Genomic DNA, 15,796 nt, shown 5'->3' with positions numbered 1-15,796 from the left:
ATCGTCTTCATCATCATGCTTAAATAGCAATTGATTTTATAACAACTTGTAGTTATCTCAATATAGTTATCGCTAAGTGCAAGATTTATGTAAAAAAATCGCACACAGCGTATAATTATGTTGAGATATTTTTGTGCGTTCTAAAAGTAAAAATTAGTAGGGAGGTGAGCACTTGACTGAGAGACGAATTATTCATATAGATATGGACTATTTTTTTGCACAAGTCGAAATGAGAGATAACCCCAAATTGAAAGGGAAACCAGTCATTGTTGGTGGTAAAGCAAGTAGTAGGGGTGTTGTCTCTACGGCATCTTATGAAGCACGAAAATACGGCGTCCATTCAGCAATGCCTATGTCACAAGCGCATAAATTATGTCCAAATGGATACTTTGTCACAAGTAATTTTGGTGCTTACCGAGAAACATCTGCACAGATTATGTCTATTTTCCGAAGTTATACAGATAAGGTAGAACCGATGTCATTGGATGAAGCGTATTTAGATATTACAGAATTAGTGAGACCAGACCTTCCTGCTTCGAAAATTGCTCAGTATATTAGAAAAGATATTCTAGAGCAGACACATTTAACAGCATCTGCAGGTGTTTCTTACAACAAATTTTTAGCTAAATTAGCGAGTGGTATGAATAAACCTGATGGTATGACTGTGATTGATTATCAAAATGTCCATGATATTTTGATGACATTGGATATTGGAGATTTTCCAGGCGTAGGTAAAGCTTCCAAAAAAGTAATGCACGATAATGGTATTTTTAACGGTAGAGATTTATATGAGAAAACGGAATTTGAATTAATACGTTTGTTTGGAAAAAGAGGTCGGGGTTTATATAACAAGGCACGCGGTATTGACCATAGTGAAGTGAAATCATCAAGAGTAAGAAAATCAGTAGGGACTGAACGCACATTTGCAACAGACGTGAATGATGATGAAGAGATTTTAAGAAAAGTATGGGAGTTGTCAGGTAAAACAGCTGAACGTCTAAATAAATTACAGAAGTCAGCTAAAACTGTAACAGTTAAAATTAAAACTTATCAATTTGAAACGTTATCTAAACAGATGAGTTTAAGAGATTCGGTTAGTTCTGAAGAAGATATTTATAATATTGCATATTTACTTTATAACGATTTAAAAGACCCTGATGTACCAATTCGACTTATTGGTGTCACTGTAGGTAATTTAGAACAATCAACTTATAAAAATATGACGATATATGACTTTATATAAAATAAAGCTCCATTTAAAGTTTACATTTTTACAATGCTTACTTTGAATGGAGCATTTTATTTAGTCCTAGCCTTTATCTTTTAGATTTTTACCATAAATATTAGTTACATACGTTAAATTTTCATAATTTTTCAGTAGCCTAAAAGTAATCATTGCACATGCTTTGGCATCATTCAATGCATCATGATGACCATGAAAATCTAATTGATAAAACTCCATCATATGTTTTAAACCGTATCGATACGAATCAACGGTTCTTTTAGCAAGTTGATAACTACAAAAGTAAGTTAAATTTGGAGTTGGTAAACCAATATTTTGAATACTTTGATGTAAGACGTTCATATCAAATGCCGCGTTATGTGCGACAACAGGTAAATCTGCAATAAATTGCATCATATATGGAAATACGTAGTCAAACGTAGGTGCATTTTCAACATCTTCTGGTTGTATGCCATGAACTTTAATATTTTGTTGTGAAAAATAGTCTTGCGGATTCACAAGAGTATGAAATGTTTCTGTTATTTGACTATCAATGACTTTAACCATTCCGACAGAACAAATACTTGTACGTTTACCATTTGCTGTTTCAAAATCAAGTGCAACAAACGCATCTTGTATCATGTAGTCAATCCTTTCAATTAATTAAATGTATATATTAATAGACTTTTTAGTCATTTGCTTACAAATGATACATAATATTATACGTGAAGGTATAACGTGAAATCTATCATTTGGATGTAACTCTGGTTAAAAAGTAAATGATGATATGCTTTAAAATCGGTCAAATTAATTCAATATTAAATTTAGAGTTATTAACATTAGTAGTTTAAAAAATAAATGACTAAAAATACAATAATTAGCCTTGAAAATAAAAAAACGCAGATCAATGATTTAGAAAATAAATCTAAAGATCTCCGTAAAGCAAAATAATATAGACATTGGGTTATTGTAAGTGACCCAAATGTCTATCATGTCGTATGATATTTATCTGTCTATTGTAGTGATGTTTAATTATTCTTCGTCGAATGTACGAGCGCCAAGTTCTTTTTCGTAAAGATATAATGCATTGCTGTCATCGCCGATACGAGTTAAATAATTGATGTGAGTTTCAAACATTGATTCTTCTTCGACTTGTTCATCTAAGAACCAGTTTAAGAATGAGATAGTTGCATAATCTTTATCTTGACGAGCGATTTCAGATAAGTTATAGAAACGTCTTGTCACTTCTTGTTCTTGAGTTAAACTGTCTTTGAAAGTTTCTAGTATGCTTGAAAAGTCAATTTTTGGTGCTGAAACTGCTCTGAATTCTGCATGTGCACCTCTGTCGTTAATATAGTTATAAATCTTTTGTCCATGGAAACGTTCTTCTTTAGCTTGTTGAATGAAGAAGTTTGCAAATCCTTCGTACGATTCTTTATCACAGTATGCTGCCATTGCCATATATGCGTGCGCTGCAAAGTACTCGTGGTTCATTTGATCATTTAATGCTTCTAATAAATTTTTACTTAACATTTTGATACACCTCTTATTTGTAAATTAAAATTACTATGAATTAAACTTAGTATAACAAACTCATTCTCAATTGTAAATAATAATAATTATAATTTAATACCCGATTTTAGCACTCTAATTGAGAAAATGTATCATTTAGCGAGATTTAATTGAGAATAAATATCATTTTTAATTATCTAAATGAGAATGATTATAATTTAGAAACGCTGTATCAATTTGTGATTGAGAAACTTTTTTGAAGTTGCCTTGTCATGTTATAATGATGCGAGTGGAAATTTGAGGAGGAAACACATGAGACAGTGGACGGCAATCCATCTAGCAAAATTGGCGCGTAAAGCAAGTAGAGCAGTAGGTAAAAGAGGAACAGATTTACCTGGACAAATTGCTAGAAAAGTGGATATAGATATATTAAGAAAATTAGCAGAGCAAGTTGATGATATTGTATTTATCAGTGGAACAAATGGTAAAACAACGACTTCAAACTTAATTGGACATACTTTAAAAGCAAATAATATTCAAATTATACACAATAATGAAGGTGCTAATATGGCTGCAGGTATAACTTCTGCATTCATCATGCAATCAACACCTAAGACTAAAATTGCGGTAATCGAAATTGATGAAGGTTCGATTCCACGTGTGTTAAAAGAAGTTACACCTTCAATGATGGTATTTACTAATTTCTTTAGAGATCAAATGGATCGCTTCGGTGAAATTGATATTATGGTTAATAACATTGCAGAGACAATTAGTAATAAAGGCATCAAATTATTGCTGAATGCTGATGATCCATTTGTGAGTCGTTTGAAAATCGCAAGTGATACGATTGTGTACTATGGCATGAAAGCACATGCCCATGAATTTGAACAAAGTACGATGAATGAAAGTAGATATTGTCCAAACTGTGGTCGCTTATTGCAATACGATTATATTCATTATAATCAAATTGGTCATTATCACTGTCAGTGTGGTTTCAAACGAGAGCAAGCAAAATATGAAATATCAAGTTTTGATGTGGCACCGTTTTTACATTTAAATATTAATGATGAAAAATATGATATGAAAATAGCAGGTGACTTTAACGCTTATAACGCGTTAGCAGCATATACAGTTTTAAGAGAGCTAGGGTTAAATGAACAAGCAATTAAAAATGGCTTTGAAACGTATACATCAGACAATGGTCGTATGCAGTACTTTAAAAAAGAACAAAAAGAAGCGATGATCAATTTAGCTAAAAACCCTGCAGGAATGAATGCAAGTTTATCAGTTGGTGAACAATTAGAAGGCGAAAAAGTGTATGTTATTTCACTAAATGATAACGCTGCAGATGGTCGAGATACTTCATGGATTTATGATGCAGATTTCGAAAAATTATCTAAGCAACAAATTGAAGCTATCATCGTGACAGGTACACGAGCAGAAGAACTTCAATTGCGATTGAAGTTAGCAGAGGTTGAAGTACCAATTATAGTTGAGCGTGATATTTATAAAGCAACGGCAAAGACTATGGATTATAAAGGTTTCACAGTTGCAATACCAAACTATACATCATTAGCGCCTATGCTTGAACAATTAAACCGTTCGTTTGAAGGAGGTCAATCATAATATGCATGAATTGACTATTTATCATTTTATGTCAGATAAATTGAATTTATACAGTGATATAGGAAATATTATTGCTTTAAGACAACGTGCAAAAAAACGAAATATTAAAGTTAATGTCGTAGAAATCAATGAAACAGAAGGTATTACCTTTGATGAATGTGATATTTTCTTTATCGGTGGTGGAAGTGATAGAGAACAAGCATTAGCAACAAAAGAATTAAGTAAAATTAAGACACCACTTAAAGAAGCGATTGAAGATGGTATGCCGGGATTAACGATTTGTGGAGGCTATCAATTTTTAGGGAAAAAATATATCACGCCTGATGGTACAGAATTAGAAGGGTTAGGTATTTTAGATTTTTATACTGAATCAAAGACAAACCGATTAACAGGAGATATTGTTATCGAAAGTGATACTTTTGGAACTATTGTAGGTTTTGAAAATCATGGTGGTAGAACATATCATAATTTCGGTACACTTGGTCATGTTACTTTTGGTTATGGTAATAATGATGAAGATAAAAAAGAAGGCATTCATTATAAAAACTTATTAGGTACTTATTTACACGGACCAATTTTACCTAAAAATTACGAAATCACTGATTATCTGTTAGAAAAAGCTTGTGAACGTAAGGGTATTCCGTTTGAACCTAAAGAAATAGATAATGAAGCGGAAAAGCAAGCGAAACAAGTATTAATAGACAGAGCAAATAGACAGAAGAAATCTCGTTAACTCTGAACATCGTATCAATGGATTTAAAATTGATAAACGATGAAGTTTAGTAATTAATCATATATGTATAAACACACACATTATTTTGGATGGAAACAACCAAATTGATGTGTGTTTTTTGTTCTAGTGAATAATTATTATACAATGAGTATCTACCGTAGAATTATCAATAGTAATGGTAATTATGCAACATGAAAAAATGAAAGATGAAAGGAATTTGACGATGAAGCCTACTAAAGTGATTTTAAAAGATGCATCTTATTTACATAGCAAAACATCGATAACATTTATTTTAAAAGATGTAGTTATCGAAGAAGATAATGAAATTTATTATTTCGACACTAGTGCAACTTTCGAAGATCAAGAAGTTGAATTTGAATTTGCACTTTTTGATAGTGACATTGACAATTTAAAACATATTGAATACGATAATCCAGTTACCGAAATATATTTTATAGAACCTGATTTACATTTTACGATTATTGATTTTAATCAAGAACTGCTTTGTATTTATATTGATTTTGATTCTGGTTTAAGGCATTCAAACATGGCAACAGAATCTGGTATTTCATTAAGGATAAATGTTGCTAAATCAGGTTTTACTAAATTTATTAATGAATTAGTCTCGTTACATTAATGATTTAAACCTGATACACAATTACAATCAAAAAAGACAGCCACATCCCTCCGTAGTTTAGGCGTGTGGCTATATTTGAGTCTGAATATTTATGCTTGTAATTTTAAAAAGGGACATGCTATATACGAATAAAGTAAGATTATAAGTAATGGTGCCAATTAGCATAAGGTACTTAAATTATGCATATCTGCTGTCTAGCAGTCGATAAATCATTAAAACTTCATACAGTATATGACTTTTAATTTGATTTTCACCACTAATTTCAAGAGCTTTTATTGTCGAACGTAAAGTTTCTACAGAATCATCTTCTCTCTTAAATGAACCATCATAAAAAATATCTTTGATGCTACTACTAATTTTTAGCAATGCCATTTTTTCGTCACCTGAAAAGTTAACACGAGTATTTTTAGGCAAGTAAATGATATTTGATAAATGAGTGATAAACAAACGATTCGTATATGCACGTTTAGTTAATTGGTTGAGTAATTTCCAATCACATTCTTTTTTCTTATGATAGCTTAATTCATCACGTTGATAACTTATTAACGTTTCAACTTGATTGTTTAAATTGAAAATATTTTTATATGCTTTTTCGCTTTTATCAGATTGCAGTCTTGATAAGATAAGTTCTTGGCAGCGATTGTAAAATAATTTATACATCAAGGCATCTGTCTTACTTAATTTTTCTTCGACCTGACCATAATACTTAGGTGGAAATACCATGAAGTTAATTAAACCTGATGTCACGAGTCCAATAATCGCCGTCAATGTTCGAGACAAAAAGTTGAATATGTAGGCATCATGAATACCTGGAATCATAGCTAATGATGTTAGTACAGCAACATTCGTACCAACTTGCAATTTGAGTTTTGTACAGAATAGAATCGTGAAAGTCGCACTCAATGCATATGTAAAAGGTGATTGATCACCGAATAAATATGTAAATAATACTGCAAAGCCTGCACCAATTACCGTAGCAGGTAATCTACGATAACCTTTAATAAGTGATGCCTTGGCAGTTGGTTCAATTGTGACTACAGCTGTTAAAATGGCATAGATAGGTGTTAAATCTAATGCCATACAAAAGACAGCTGTTAAAAAAATGGCAATACCAGTTTTAATTGTTCTGGCACCAATTAAATGTTTATACCATTGATCGTTCATTTTTTAACCTCTAATCATCGTAAAATCTTAGCGAGCGCTTTATAATAATAGTATCGTACATTGGAAAAGTTCCTGTATGAAAAATATTTGAAATAATCATGCTTAAGCATTACTTTGATTTTCATATACATTAATCAAAGTTCTGGGCTCCACAATGTTATATTGTTAGTAGTTGACTAAAATAAAATGCACATGTAACAAGCATTTTTCAATTATAGTCCGGGGCCCCAACAAAGAAGCTGACGAAAAGTCAGCTTACGATAATGTGCAAGTTGGGGTGTGGGCCCCAACACAGAGAAATTGGAACACCAATTTCTACAGACAATGCAGGTTGGCGGGGCCCCAACATAGAGAATTTCGAAAAAGAAATTCTACAGGCAATGCAGGTTGGGGTACAACGATAAAGAAATATTTTTTCTTTATCACACTATGTCCCACTCACTTTCCAAAATACTAAAGTAACATCTTTAGTATATCAAAGAATTTTTGCTATAATAAGTTATAATTATATAAAAAAGGAACGGGATAAAATGATTGTAAAAACAGAAGAAGAATTACAAGCGTTAAAAGAAATTGGATACATATGCGCTAAAGTGCGCAATACAATGCAAGCTGCAACCAAACCAGGTATCACTACGAAAGATCTTGATAATATTGCGAAAGAGTTATTTGAAGAATACGGTGCTATTTCTGCGCCAATTCATGATGAAAATTTTCCTGGTCAAACGTGTATTAGTGTGAATGAAGAGGTGGCACATGGGATTCCAAGTAAGCGTGTCATTCGTGAAGGAGATTTAGTAAATATTGATGTATCGGCTTTGAAGAATGGCTATTATGCAGATACAGGCATTTCATTTGTCGTTGGAGAATCAGACGATCCAATGAAACAAAAAGTATGTGACGTAGCAACGATGGCATTTGAGAATGCAATTGCAAAAGTAAAACCGGGTACTAAGTTAAGTAACATTGGTAAAGCGGTGCATAATACAGCTAGACAAAATGATTTGAAAGTCATTAAAAACTTAACAGGTCATGGTGTTGGTTTATCATTACATGAAGCACCAGCACATGTACTTAATTACTTTGATCCAAAAGACAAAACATTATTAACTGAAGGTATGGTATTAGCTATTGAACCGTTTATCTCATCAAATGCATCATTTGTTACAGAAGGTAAAAATGAATGGGCTTTTGAAACGAGCGATAAAAGTTTTGTTGCTCAAATTGAGCATACGGTTATCGTGACTAAGGATGGTCCGATTTTAACGACAAAGATTGAAGAAGAATAGTTCAACATATACTAAGACTAAAGTATGAACATCATTTAGTTCCGGAGCCTATTCATATTGGTTTCGGAACTGTTTTATAATAATTAAGAACACAATCAATGCGTCATTTCAAAAATATGTTGTAATAAAGTAGTTTTTAAGCAAACATATCATCGACATCAACGAAGATACATAGCGCATTTGGTATTTTAAAACTTATTATAAAAGGTGATAGTTATGAACTATGTTGAACGTTATATTGAACAGTTTTTGAGAGCAACAGTAAGAAATAATATCAAGCACTACCTTTTAACGTTAGATGAAAAAATGAAAAATTTAGATGATTATATGCGTTATTTAATTACTAAAAAAGAACAACTTAGCAAGTTAATTGACAGTCTAATGCTAACATTAGAAAATAAATATATTGATATTGCTGAAGCATTTCGAATTCAATGTGCAAGAGAAATCAATAATCAAGAAATTGAAAATATTAAATCAGAGTTGAATAAAGTTGAAGCATATTATGCACAAATTGAAACTCAAATTCAACAAACTTCAACTGAAAAAATAGCAACAGAAAAAACATCGTATCTAATAAATTATATGAACGCTGTGGCATAGAAAGGCGGCGAAACATGACACACAAATATATATCAACGCAAATGTTGATCATTTTTACTGCATTAATGATTATTGCCAATTTTTACTACATATTTTTTGAAAAAATTGGCTTTTTACTCGTTCTATTATTGGGATGTGTATTAGTTTATGTAGGATATCTTTATTTTCATAAAATACGTGGCCTTTTGGCGTTTTGGATAGGCGCGCTATTAATTGCATTCACATTATTGTCTAATAAGTATACAATCATCATCTTGTTCGTCTTTTTATTACTACTTATTGTGCGTTATTTAATACACAAGTTTAAACCAAAAAAAGTAGTTGCGACGGATGAGGTTATGACTTCACCATCTTTTATTAAACAAAAGTGGTTTGGTGAGCAACGTACACCAGTTTATGTATATAAGTGGGAAGATGTCCAAATTCAACATGGAATTGGCGACCTACATATTGACTTAACAAAAGCTGCAAATATTAAGGAAAATAATACCATTGTTGTTAGACACATTTTAGGTAAAGTGCAGGTTATATTGCCGGTTAATTACAATATTAATTTACATGTAGCTGCTTTTTATGGAAGTACTTACGTGAATGAAAAATCATATAAAGTTGAAAATAACAATATTCATATTGAAGAAATGATGAAACCGGATAACTATACAGTTAATATCTACGTATCAACGTTTATCGGAGACGTAGAGGTGATTTATCGATGAACCACTACATTAGAACAATTGGTTCAATGCTCATCTTAGTATATAGCATGCTAGCTGCATTTCTGTTCATCGATAAAGTTTTTGTAAATATCATCTATTTTCAAGGTATGTTTTATACACAAATATTCGGAATACCAGTCTTTTTATTTTTAAATCTCATCATCATATTATTGTGTATTATTGTTGGTTCGGTACTCGCTTACAAAATCAATCAGCAAAATGATTGGATTAAGACGCAAATTGAGCGTTCAATGGAAGGCGAAACAGTTGGCATTAATGATCAAAATATAGAAATATATAGTGAAACGTTAGATTTATACCATACACTCGTACCTTTAAATCAAGAATTGCATAAGTTGCGACTTAAAACTCAAAACTTAACCAATGAAAATTATAATATTAATGATGTGAAAGTTAAAAAGATTATTGAAGATGAACGTCAAAGACTAGCACGAGAACTTCACGATTCTGTTAGTCAGCAACTTTTTGCGGCAAGTATGATGCTATCTGCTATCAAAGAAACGAAGTTAGAACCACCATTAGACCAACAAATTCCGATTTTAGAGAAAATGGTTCAAGATTCGCAGTTAGAAATGCGTGCTTTGCTGTTACATTTAAGACCGCTTGGTTTAAAAGACAAATCTTTAGGTGAGGGTATTAAAGATTTAGTTATTGATTTACAAAAAAAAGTGCCAATGAAAGTTGTGCATGAAATACAAGATTTTAAAGTACCTAAAGGTATTGAAGATCATTTGTTCAGAATTACACAGGAAGCAATTTCGAATACATTGCGTCATTCAAACGGTACAAAAGTGACAGTCGAATTGTTTAATAAAGACGATTATTTATTGTTGAGAATTCAAGACAATGGTAAAGGTTTTAATGTTGATGAAAAATTAGAACAAAGTTATGGACTTAAAAATATGCGTGAAAGAGCTTTGGAAATTGGTGCAACGTTCCATATTGTATCATTGCCAGATTCAGGTACACGTATCGAGGTGAAAGCACCTTTAAATAAGGAGGATTCGTATGACGATTAAAGTATTGTTTGTGGATGATCATGAAATGGTACGTATAGGAATTTCAAGTTATCTATCAACGCAAAGTGATATTGAAGTAGTTGGTGAAGGCGCTTCTGGTAAAGAAGCAATTGCCAAAGCACATGAGTTGAAGCCAGATTTAATTTTAATGGATTTACTTATGGAAGACATGGATGGTGTAGAAGCGACGACTCAGATTAAAAAAGATTTACCGCAAATTAAAGTATTAATGTTAACTAGTTTTATTGAAGATAAAGAGGTATATCGTGCATTAGATGCAGGTGTCGATAGTTACATTTTAAAAACAACAAGTGCAAAAGATATCGCCGATGCAGTTCGTAAAACTTCTAGAGGAGAATCTGTTTTTGAACCGGAAGTTTTAGTGAAAATGCGTAACCGTATGAAAAAGCGTGCAGAGTTATATGAAATGCTTACAGAACGAGAAATGGAAATATTATTATTGATTGCGAAAGGTTACTCAAATCAAGAAATTGCTAGTGCATCGCATATTACTATTAAAACGGTTAAGACACATGTGAGTAACATTTTAAGTAAGTTAGAAGTGCAAGATAGAACACAAGCTGTTATCTATGCATTCCAACATAATTTAATTCAATAGTTCATATCGAATTAAGAAAAGTTACTAACGCCAATCACAATATAACATCAAATAGATACCAAAAAACAGAGGTCTTCGCAATCATTAGCGAAAACCTCTGTTTTATTGTTGTTTAGTCTTTTTTAAGCTTATCAACGATTTTGTCTTTTATACTTTTATCATCTTCTGGATAGGTATCACTAGGATGTTCATCAACATGATACGTACGTTGATGTGTTGCATTAGTATTTTCATCATATTCGTACCTAGTGTTCTCATTATAATGATTTTTATTATTGTCATCATGTTCTAATGCTGCTTCTTCAGGTGTTTTACCTTTAATTACACTACGCTGATGAATGATTGCATTGATTTCAGCACCGACAATTATAATAAAACTTGTGATATATAACCATAGTAACAAAATGATGATACCCGCGATACTGCCATATGTTTTAGAATAGTTACCAAAATTTGAAATATACCAACCAAAACCAAATGAACCAGCTAACCAAATAATTGAAGTAAATACTGCACCTGGTAATACTGACTTAAGCTTCGTTTTAACGTTAGGTGCAACCGAATATAACACGATAAATACGATAAATATAATAATGATTGGTAACACAATTCTAATAAGATTAAAAATCCATTTCACTTGTTCGTCAAATCCAAGTGGACCGAATAGGAAATGACTAATTACAGAACCAAGCGTTGGTAATGCTAGAGCAACTACAAACACAACGCCCATAACTACAGTGAAGACAACACTTAGTAGTTTTAATACGATTCCATTACGGCTATCTTCTACATCGTAAGCAACATTGAAAGAATTCATAATTGCAGTCATTCCATTTGAAGCTGACCAAATTGCTAAAATCAAACCGATAGATAATAAGCCACCACTGGAGTTTTGAGTTATATCACCAATTACACTCTTAATTAGAGTAGATGTTTCAGCGGGTGCATTACTTAACATATTAGTAATTTGACTCTGCTTAATATTGAAAAATGGTAATAATGTTAATAGGAAAAGCAACATAGGGAACATAGCAAGTACGAAATGGTAAGTCATTTGCGCTGCTAGTCCTGAGGCATCATCTTTTCCTATGCGATAGATGAGATATGATAAGAAATTAGAGTCTTTCTTATATTTTGCAGGTTTATTTAATCTTGATAAGAAGAAAACCTGATCATCTTTTTTAGGTTTCTTAGATTGGAATTGTTGTGGTTCAATATATGTACGATCAACATCAATTTTGGGATTACTTTTATTTTTCTTTTTTGACTCCTCTTGCGCTTCCTTAACAGAATTAAGGTATTTTGAAGAAGAGTGGTCCTTTTTCGACATGTGCACTCCTTAACCTTTCTCTATGTAATGTTTTATAAAGTAACTATTAGTATTTATCCAATTATAAAAAAACTAAACAATGATATGCTTTAAAAATGATAATATTATAGAAATTAATTGATATAAATCTTTCATAGGCTATTTTGATTTAAAATTAAAACAAAGGCAATACTGAAACAATGAAGTTTGGCCAATCATTGTATTATCATTTAATAATGATAACTACGAAAGGCGTACACCAAATTGTTAAGTATTACCTTATAAAATCAAAATCATCTTAGCGTTGATTTTTTCTATTAACAAATGTTTCTTTCGCATCCTTTAATGAACGTTCTAATTCAGGATTATTACGACGAATTTCTTCAACAACATCTTTCCAGTATAAAACTTCGTCTTTAATCTTGCTGACTTTAGAAGGCTTACGAGTGCGGTTACCATTTTTTGCATCTTTAACTGATTGAACTAAAGCTTGACGTGTAGATTTATCAGCTAAACTAATTGCACCACCAATTACGGCACCAATTAAAATACCAGGAACAAATTTATTTTCCATAAAAAACTACCCCTCTTTCAAATTTGCATCTTTTACGATGTAGTCTATTAAATTATCACAAGATGATAATACCATGTCGTATACACCTTCAAAATTATTAGTGTAGTAAGGATCTGGCACATCACTCTCTTCCATATTACTAAATTCTAACAGTTTGAACAATTGGCCCTTAAGATTAGGATTGATAGATTTAATGTTATCAACATTGCTTTGATCCATTGCAATAATGTAATCAAAATCATCTGTTGCCTCAAATAATTCACTAATCATGCCATCGAAAGGAATATTGTGTTTGTTAAGAATCTTTTGTGTACCTTTGTGAGGTGGTTCACCTAAGTTCCAATCCCCCGTACCTCTAGAGTATACTTTAATTTCATTAATATTTCTGTCTTTAAGTCTTTGTCGCATGATTGCTTCTGCCATTGGAGAACGACATATGTTGCCAAGACAGACAAATGCTACATCTACCATTATAATTCCTCCAAACTATGTAGTTATATCCCCATTTTAAAGCGACTTTAAACAATAAGGAAGCAGATTATATAAATTTCTATTAAAGTTTATTAAATTGTGATACTTTGATAACATAACTATAATTAGAGGTGAACTATAAGGCTATGACAAATGAAGAGAAAGTATTAGCTATTAGAGAGAAATTAAATATTGTTAATCAAGGGTTGTTAGATCCTGATAAATATAAAAATGCCAACGAAGAAGAACTAACTGAAATATATGATTTTGTTCAATCAAGAGATAGATTATCGCCGAGTGAAGTGACAGCTATCGCTGATGCTTTAGGGCAATTGCGACATGACTAGGAGTGAGTGAATTGAAAGATTATAAACAAAAGTTACAACAATATGCTGAATTATTAGTAAAAGTAGGTATGAATGTTCAACCGAAACAACCTGTTTTCATAAGAGCTTCAGTTGAAACATTAGAGTTAACACATTTAATTGTTGAAGAAGCTTATAATTGTGGTGCATCAGATGTACGCGTTGCATATAATGATCCAACGTTAAATCGTTTGAAATTTGAATATGAACCAGTAGAATTTTTTGCAAATAATGCTATTAAATCGTACGACGTTGAAGAAAGAATGGATTATGTAAAACGTGGTGCTGCGAATTTAGCATTAATTAGTGAAGACCCTGATTTAATGAATGGAATTGACAGTAAAAAATTGCAAGCATTCCAACAGCAAAATTCACGTGCATTTAAAGGATATATGGAACGCGTTCAAAAGAATCAATTCGCATGGGTAGTTGCTGCATTCCCTTCTAAAGCTTGGGCTAAGCGTGTGTACCCTGAGTTACCTATTGAAGAAGCATATGCTAAGTTCATAGATGAAGTATTTGAAATTGTACGAATAGATGGTAATGATCCAGTAGAAAATTGGCGCCAACACATCGCTAATTTAAGTGTTTACGCTCAAAAGTTACAGCAAAAAAATTACCATGCGTTGCATTATGTATCTGAAGGTACTGATTTAACTGTAGGTTTAGCGAAAAATCATATCTGGGAAGATGCTACAAGTTATGTTAACGGCAAGGAACAAGCTTTTATTGCTAATATACCAACTGAAGAAGTATTTACAGCACCAGATCGAAATAGAGTAGATGGATATGTTACTAATAAATTACCTTTAAGTTATAATGGCACGATTATCGATCAATTTAAATTGATGTTTAAAGATGGAGAAATTATTGATTTTTCAGCTGAAAAAGGTGAAGCGGTATTGAAAGATTTAATCAATACCGATGAAGGTTCAAGAAGATTAGGTGAAGTAGCGTTAGTACCTGATGATTCACCGATATCAAATCGTAATACCATTTTTTACAATACTTTATTTGATGAAAATGCAGCATGTCATTTAGCGATTGGATCTGCTTACGCCTTCAATATTCAAGGTGGAACGGAAATGACTGTTGAGGAAAAGATTGCAAGCGGATTAAATGATTCAAACGTACATGTCGACTTCATGATTGGTAGTAGTGATTTGACTATTTACGGCATATTCGAAGATGGTTCAAAAGAACTAGTATTTGAAAATGGAAATTGGGCATCAACATTTTAATAAATGTTATTTTGAGGTGCTGAGTAGGAAATGAAACATGTATTTAAAGGTCAAATACGTGATTAAAGTATAGATTGGGAGATAAAATAATGACAAATCAGGACAGACCAATGAAATCTATGTCAGAATCAAAATGTTATAAAAATAGACAAGTTTTCCCTCAAGATACGAATCACCATCATACAATGTTTGGTGGTACATTGATGGCTAATATTGATGAAATTGCAGCAATCACAGCTATGAAACATGCTGGTGCGCAAGTAGTTACCGCATCTACAGACTCAGTAGATTTCTTAAAGCCGATTAAAACAGGGGACATATTACAATACGTAGCGATGGTTTCATACGCTGGGACAAGTTCGATGGAAGTGGTCGTTCAAATTAGAATTGACGATGTATTTAATAACAAGCATGATTTAGCTGCATTAAGTTACTTAACATTTGTTGCGTTAGATGATGAAGGGAAGCCTAAACATGTACCTGGAGTATATCCAGAAGATGATGTTGAAAAATGGTTTTATGATACAGCACCACAACGTGTTGAACGAAGAAAAGCACGTCGCATTGAAAGTAAACAAACAATTGAATATTTAGCTCAAGTGCAACATATTAGAGACTAAAAATATAAAGACAGGTTGTTAAGGATGAATTGAACTGTTATGTTCGAATATTCCA

Annotated in this window: 19 protein-coding genes and 1 pseudogene; 14 read left to right on the top strand and 6 right to left on the bottom strand. The window is 32.0% G+C overall.

Annotated features, from left to right (window positions below; genetic code table 11):
• Nucleotides 1-172: 172 nt before the first annotated feature.
• Complete coding sequence (dinB, locus tag HMPREF2658_RS10170) at nt 173-1,243, top strand: DNA polymerase IV (RefSeq protein WP_000140176.1); 1,071 nt, start codon at nt 173-175, stop codon at nt 1,241-1,243.
• Between the two features lie 66 nt (nt 1,244-1,309).
• Here dinB and HMPREF2658_RS10165 read toward each other — a convergent pair whose 3' ends face one another.
• Nucleotides 1,310-1,864, bottom strand: a complete 555-nt coding sequence (locus HMPREF2658_RS10165) for a 3'-5' exonuclease (RefSeq protein ID WP_000613738.1) — start codon at nt 1,862-1,864, stop codon at nt 1,310-1,312.
• A gap of 216 nt (nt 1,865-2,080) precedes the next feature.
• Here HMPREF2658_RS10165 and HMPREF2658_RS10160 point away from each other — a divergent pair, with 216 nt between their 5' ends.
• A complete protein-coding gene (locus tag HMPREF2658_RS10160; protein ID WP_031785525.1) occupies nt 2,081-2,173 on the top strand; it encodes a hypothetical protein in 93 nt (30 codons plus the stop codon).
• Between the two features lie 81 nt (nt 2,174-2,254).
• On the opposite strand, the gene ftnA is transcribed toward HMPREF2658_RS10160, so the two are convergent.
• The gene (gene ftnA, locus HMPREF2658_RS10155; RefSeq protein WP_000949468.1) at nt 2,255-2,755 is read right to left on the bottom strand and encodes an H-type ferritin FtnA; all 501 of its coding nucleotides are present in this window, start codon (nt 2,753-2,755) and stop codon (nt 2,255-2,257) included.
• 291 nt (nt 2,756-3,046) lie between these two features.
• On the opposite strand from ftnA, the gene murT reads away from it, so the two are divergent.
• The 4 genes and pseudogenes from murT (at nt 3,047) to HMPREF2658_RS10135 (ending at nt 5,730) form a co-directional block, all read left to right on the top strand.
• Complete coding sequence (murT, locus tag HMPREF2658_RS10150; protein WP_001250325.1) at nt 3,047-4,360, top strand: lipid II isoglutaminyl synthase subunit MurT; 1,314 nt, start codon at nt 3,047-3,049, stop codon at nt 4,358-4,360.
• Between the two features lies 1 nt (nt 4,361).
• Nucleotides 4,362-5,093: a lipid II isoglutaminyl synthase subunit GatD gene (locus HMPREF2658_RS10145; RefSeq protein ID WP_000544973.1), complete on the top strand. Its 732-nt coding sequence runs from the start codon at nt 4,362-4,364 to the stop codon at nt 5,091-5,093.
• Nucleotides 5,094-5,178: 85 nt separating this feature from the next.
• Nucleotides 5,179-5,288, top strand: a pseudogene (locus HMPREF2658_RS10140) (hypothetical protein).
• Nucleotides 5,289-5,316: 28 nt separating this feature from the next.
• The gene (locus HMPREF2658_RS10135) at nt 5,317-5,730 is read left to right on the top strand and encodes a hypothetical protein (protein ID WP_001622129.1); all 414 of its coding nucleotides are present in this window, start codon (nt 5,317-5,319) and stop codon (nt 5,728-5,730) included.
• Between the two features lie 177 nt (nt 5,731-5,907).
• Here the strand turns inward: HMPREF2658_RS10135 and HMPREF2658_RS10130 are convergent, their stop codons facing one another.
• Nucleotides 5,908-6,894 carry an FUSC family protein gene (locus HMPREF2658_RS10130; protein WP_000999713.1) on the bottom strand — a complete coding sequence of 329 codons (987 nt, stop codon included), beginning with the start codon at nt 6,892-6,894 and terminating at the stop codon, nt 5,908-5,910.
• 530 nt (nt 6,895-7,424) lie between these two features.
• On the opposite strand from HMPREF2658_RS10130, the gene map reads away from it, so the two are divergent.
• From map to vraR, 5 genes are all read left to right on the top strand, one after another.
• A complete protein-coding gene (gene map / locus HMPREF2658_RS10125; RefSeq protein WP_000636137.1) occupies nt 7,425-8,183 on the top strand; it encodes a type I methionyl aminopeptidase in 759 nt (252 codons plus the stop codon).
• Nucleotides 8,184-8,399: 216 nt separating this feature from the next.
• A complete protein-coding gene (locus HMPREF2658_RS10120) occupies nt 8,400-8,786 on the top strand; it encodes a hypothetical protein (protein ID WP_070854393.1) in 387 nt (128 codons plus the stop codon).
• 14 nt (nt 8,787-8,800) lie between these two features.
• On the top strand, nt 8,801-9,502 hold the full coding sequence (liaF, locus tag HMPREF2658_RS10115) for a cell wall-active antibiotics response protein VraT (RefSeq protein ID WP_000149064.1): 702 nt from the start codon (nt 8,801-8,803) through the stop codon (nt 9,500-9,502).
• Nucleotides 9,499-10,542, top strand: coding sequence for a sensor histidine kinase VraS (locus HMPREF2658_RS10110; RefSeq protein ID WP_001017131.1), 1,044 nt, complete (start codon nt 9,499-9,501; stop codon nt 10,540-10,542). Before liaF ends, HMPREF2658_RS10110 begins: the two co-directional genes overlap by 4 nt.
• Nucleotides 10,532-11,161 carry a response regulator transcription factor VraR gene (gene vraR / locus HMPREF2658_RS10105; protein WP_000153535.1) on the top strand — a complete coding sequence of 210 codons (630 nt, stop codon included), beginning with the start codon at nt 10,532-10,534 and terminating at the stop codon, nt 11,159-11,161. Before HMPREF2658_RS10110 ends, vraR begins: the two co-directional genes overlap by 11 nt.
• 112 nt (nt 11,162-11,273) lie before the next feature.
• Here vraR and HMPREF2658_RS10100 read toward each other — a convergent pair whose 3' ends face one another.
• From HMPREF2658_RS10100 to HMPREF2658_RS10090, 3 genes are all read right to left on the bottom strand, one after another.
• Nucleotides 11,274-12,491, bottom strand: a complete 1,218-nt coding sequence (locus HMPREF2658_RS10100; RefSeq protein ID WP_000037083.1) for a YihY/virulence factor BrkB family protein — start codon at nt 12,489-12,491, stop codon at nt 11,274-11,276.
• A gap of 277 nt (nt 12,492-12,768) precedes the next feature.
• Entirely contained in the window at nt 12,769-13,044 is a 276-nt protein-coding gene (locus HMPREF2658_RS10095) for a YtxH domain-containing protein (protein WP_000428172.1), read from the bottom strand.
• 6 nt (nt 13,045-13,050) lie between these two features.
• A complete protein-coding gene (locus HMPREF2658_RS10090) occupies nt 13,051-13,515 on the bottom strand; it encodes a low molecular weight protein-tyrosine-phosphatase (protein WP_000228668.1) in 465 nt (154 codons plus the stop codon).
• Between the two features lie 146 nt (nt 13,516-13,661).
• Here HMPREF2658_RS10090 and HMPREF2658_RS10085 point away from each other — a divergent pair, with 146 nt between their 5' ends.
• The 3 genes from HMPREF2658_RS10085 (at nt 13,662) to HMPREF2658_RS10075 (ending at nt 15,741) form a co-directional block, all read left to right on the top strand.
• On the top strand, nt 13,662-13,862 hold the full coding sequence (locus HMPREF2658_RS10085; RefSeq protein WP_000180459.1) for a DUF1128 family protein: 201 nt from the start codon (nt 13,662-13,664) through the stop codon (nt 13,860-13,862).
• A gap of 11 nt (nt 13,863-13,873) precedes the next feature.
• Nucleotides 13,874-15,121: an aminopeptidase gene (locus tag HMPREF2658_RS10080; RefSeq protein ID WP_000656302.1), complete on the top strand. Its 1,248-nt coding sequence runs from the start codon at nt 13,874-13,876 to the stop codon at nt 15,119-15,121.
• Nucleotides 15,122-15,210: 89 nt separating this feature from the next.
• Nucleotides 15,211-15,741, top strand: a complete 531-nt coding sequence (locus HMPREF2658_RS10075) for an acyl-CoA thioesterase (protein ID WP_000184383.1) — start codon at nt 15,211-15,213, stop codon at nt 15,739-15,741.
• Nucleotides 15,742-15,796: the final 55 nt, after the last annotated feature.

Origin of the sequence: Staphylococcus sp. HMSC062H10 (assembly GCF_001836945.1) — a bacterium.
GTDB lineage: Bacteria > Bacillota > Bacilli > Staphylococcales > Staphylococcaceae > Staphylococcus > Staphylococcus aureus.
The sequence above is the reverse complement of the archived record's forward strand: the minus strand, read 5'-3'. Positions and strand labels throughout refer to the sequence as shown.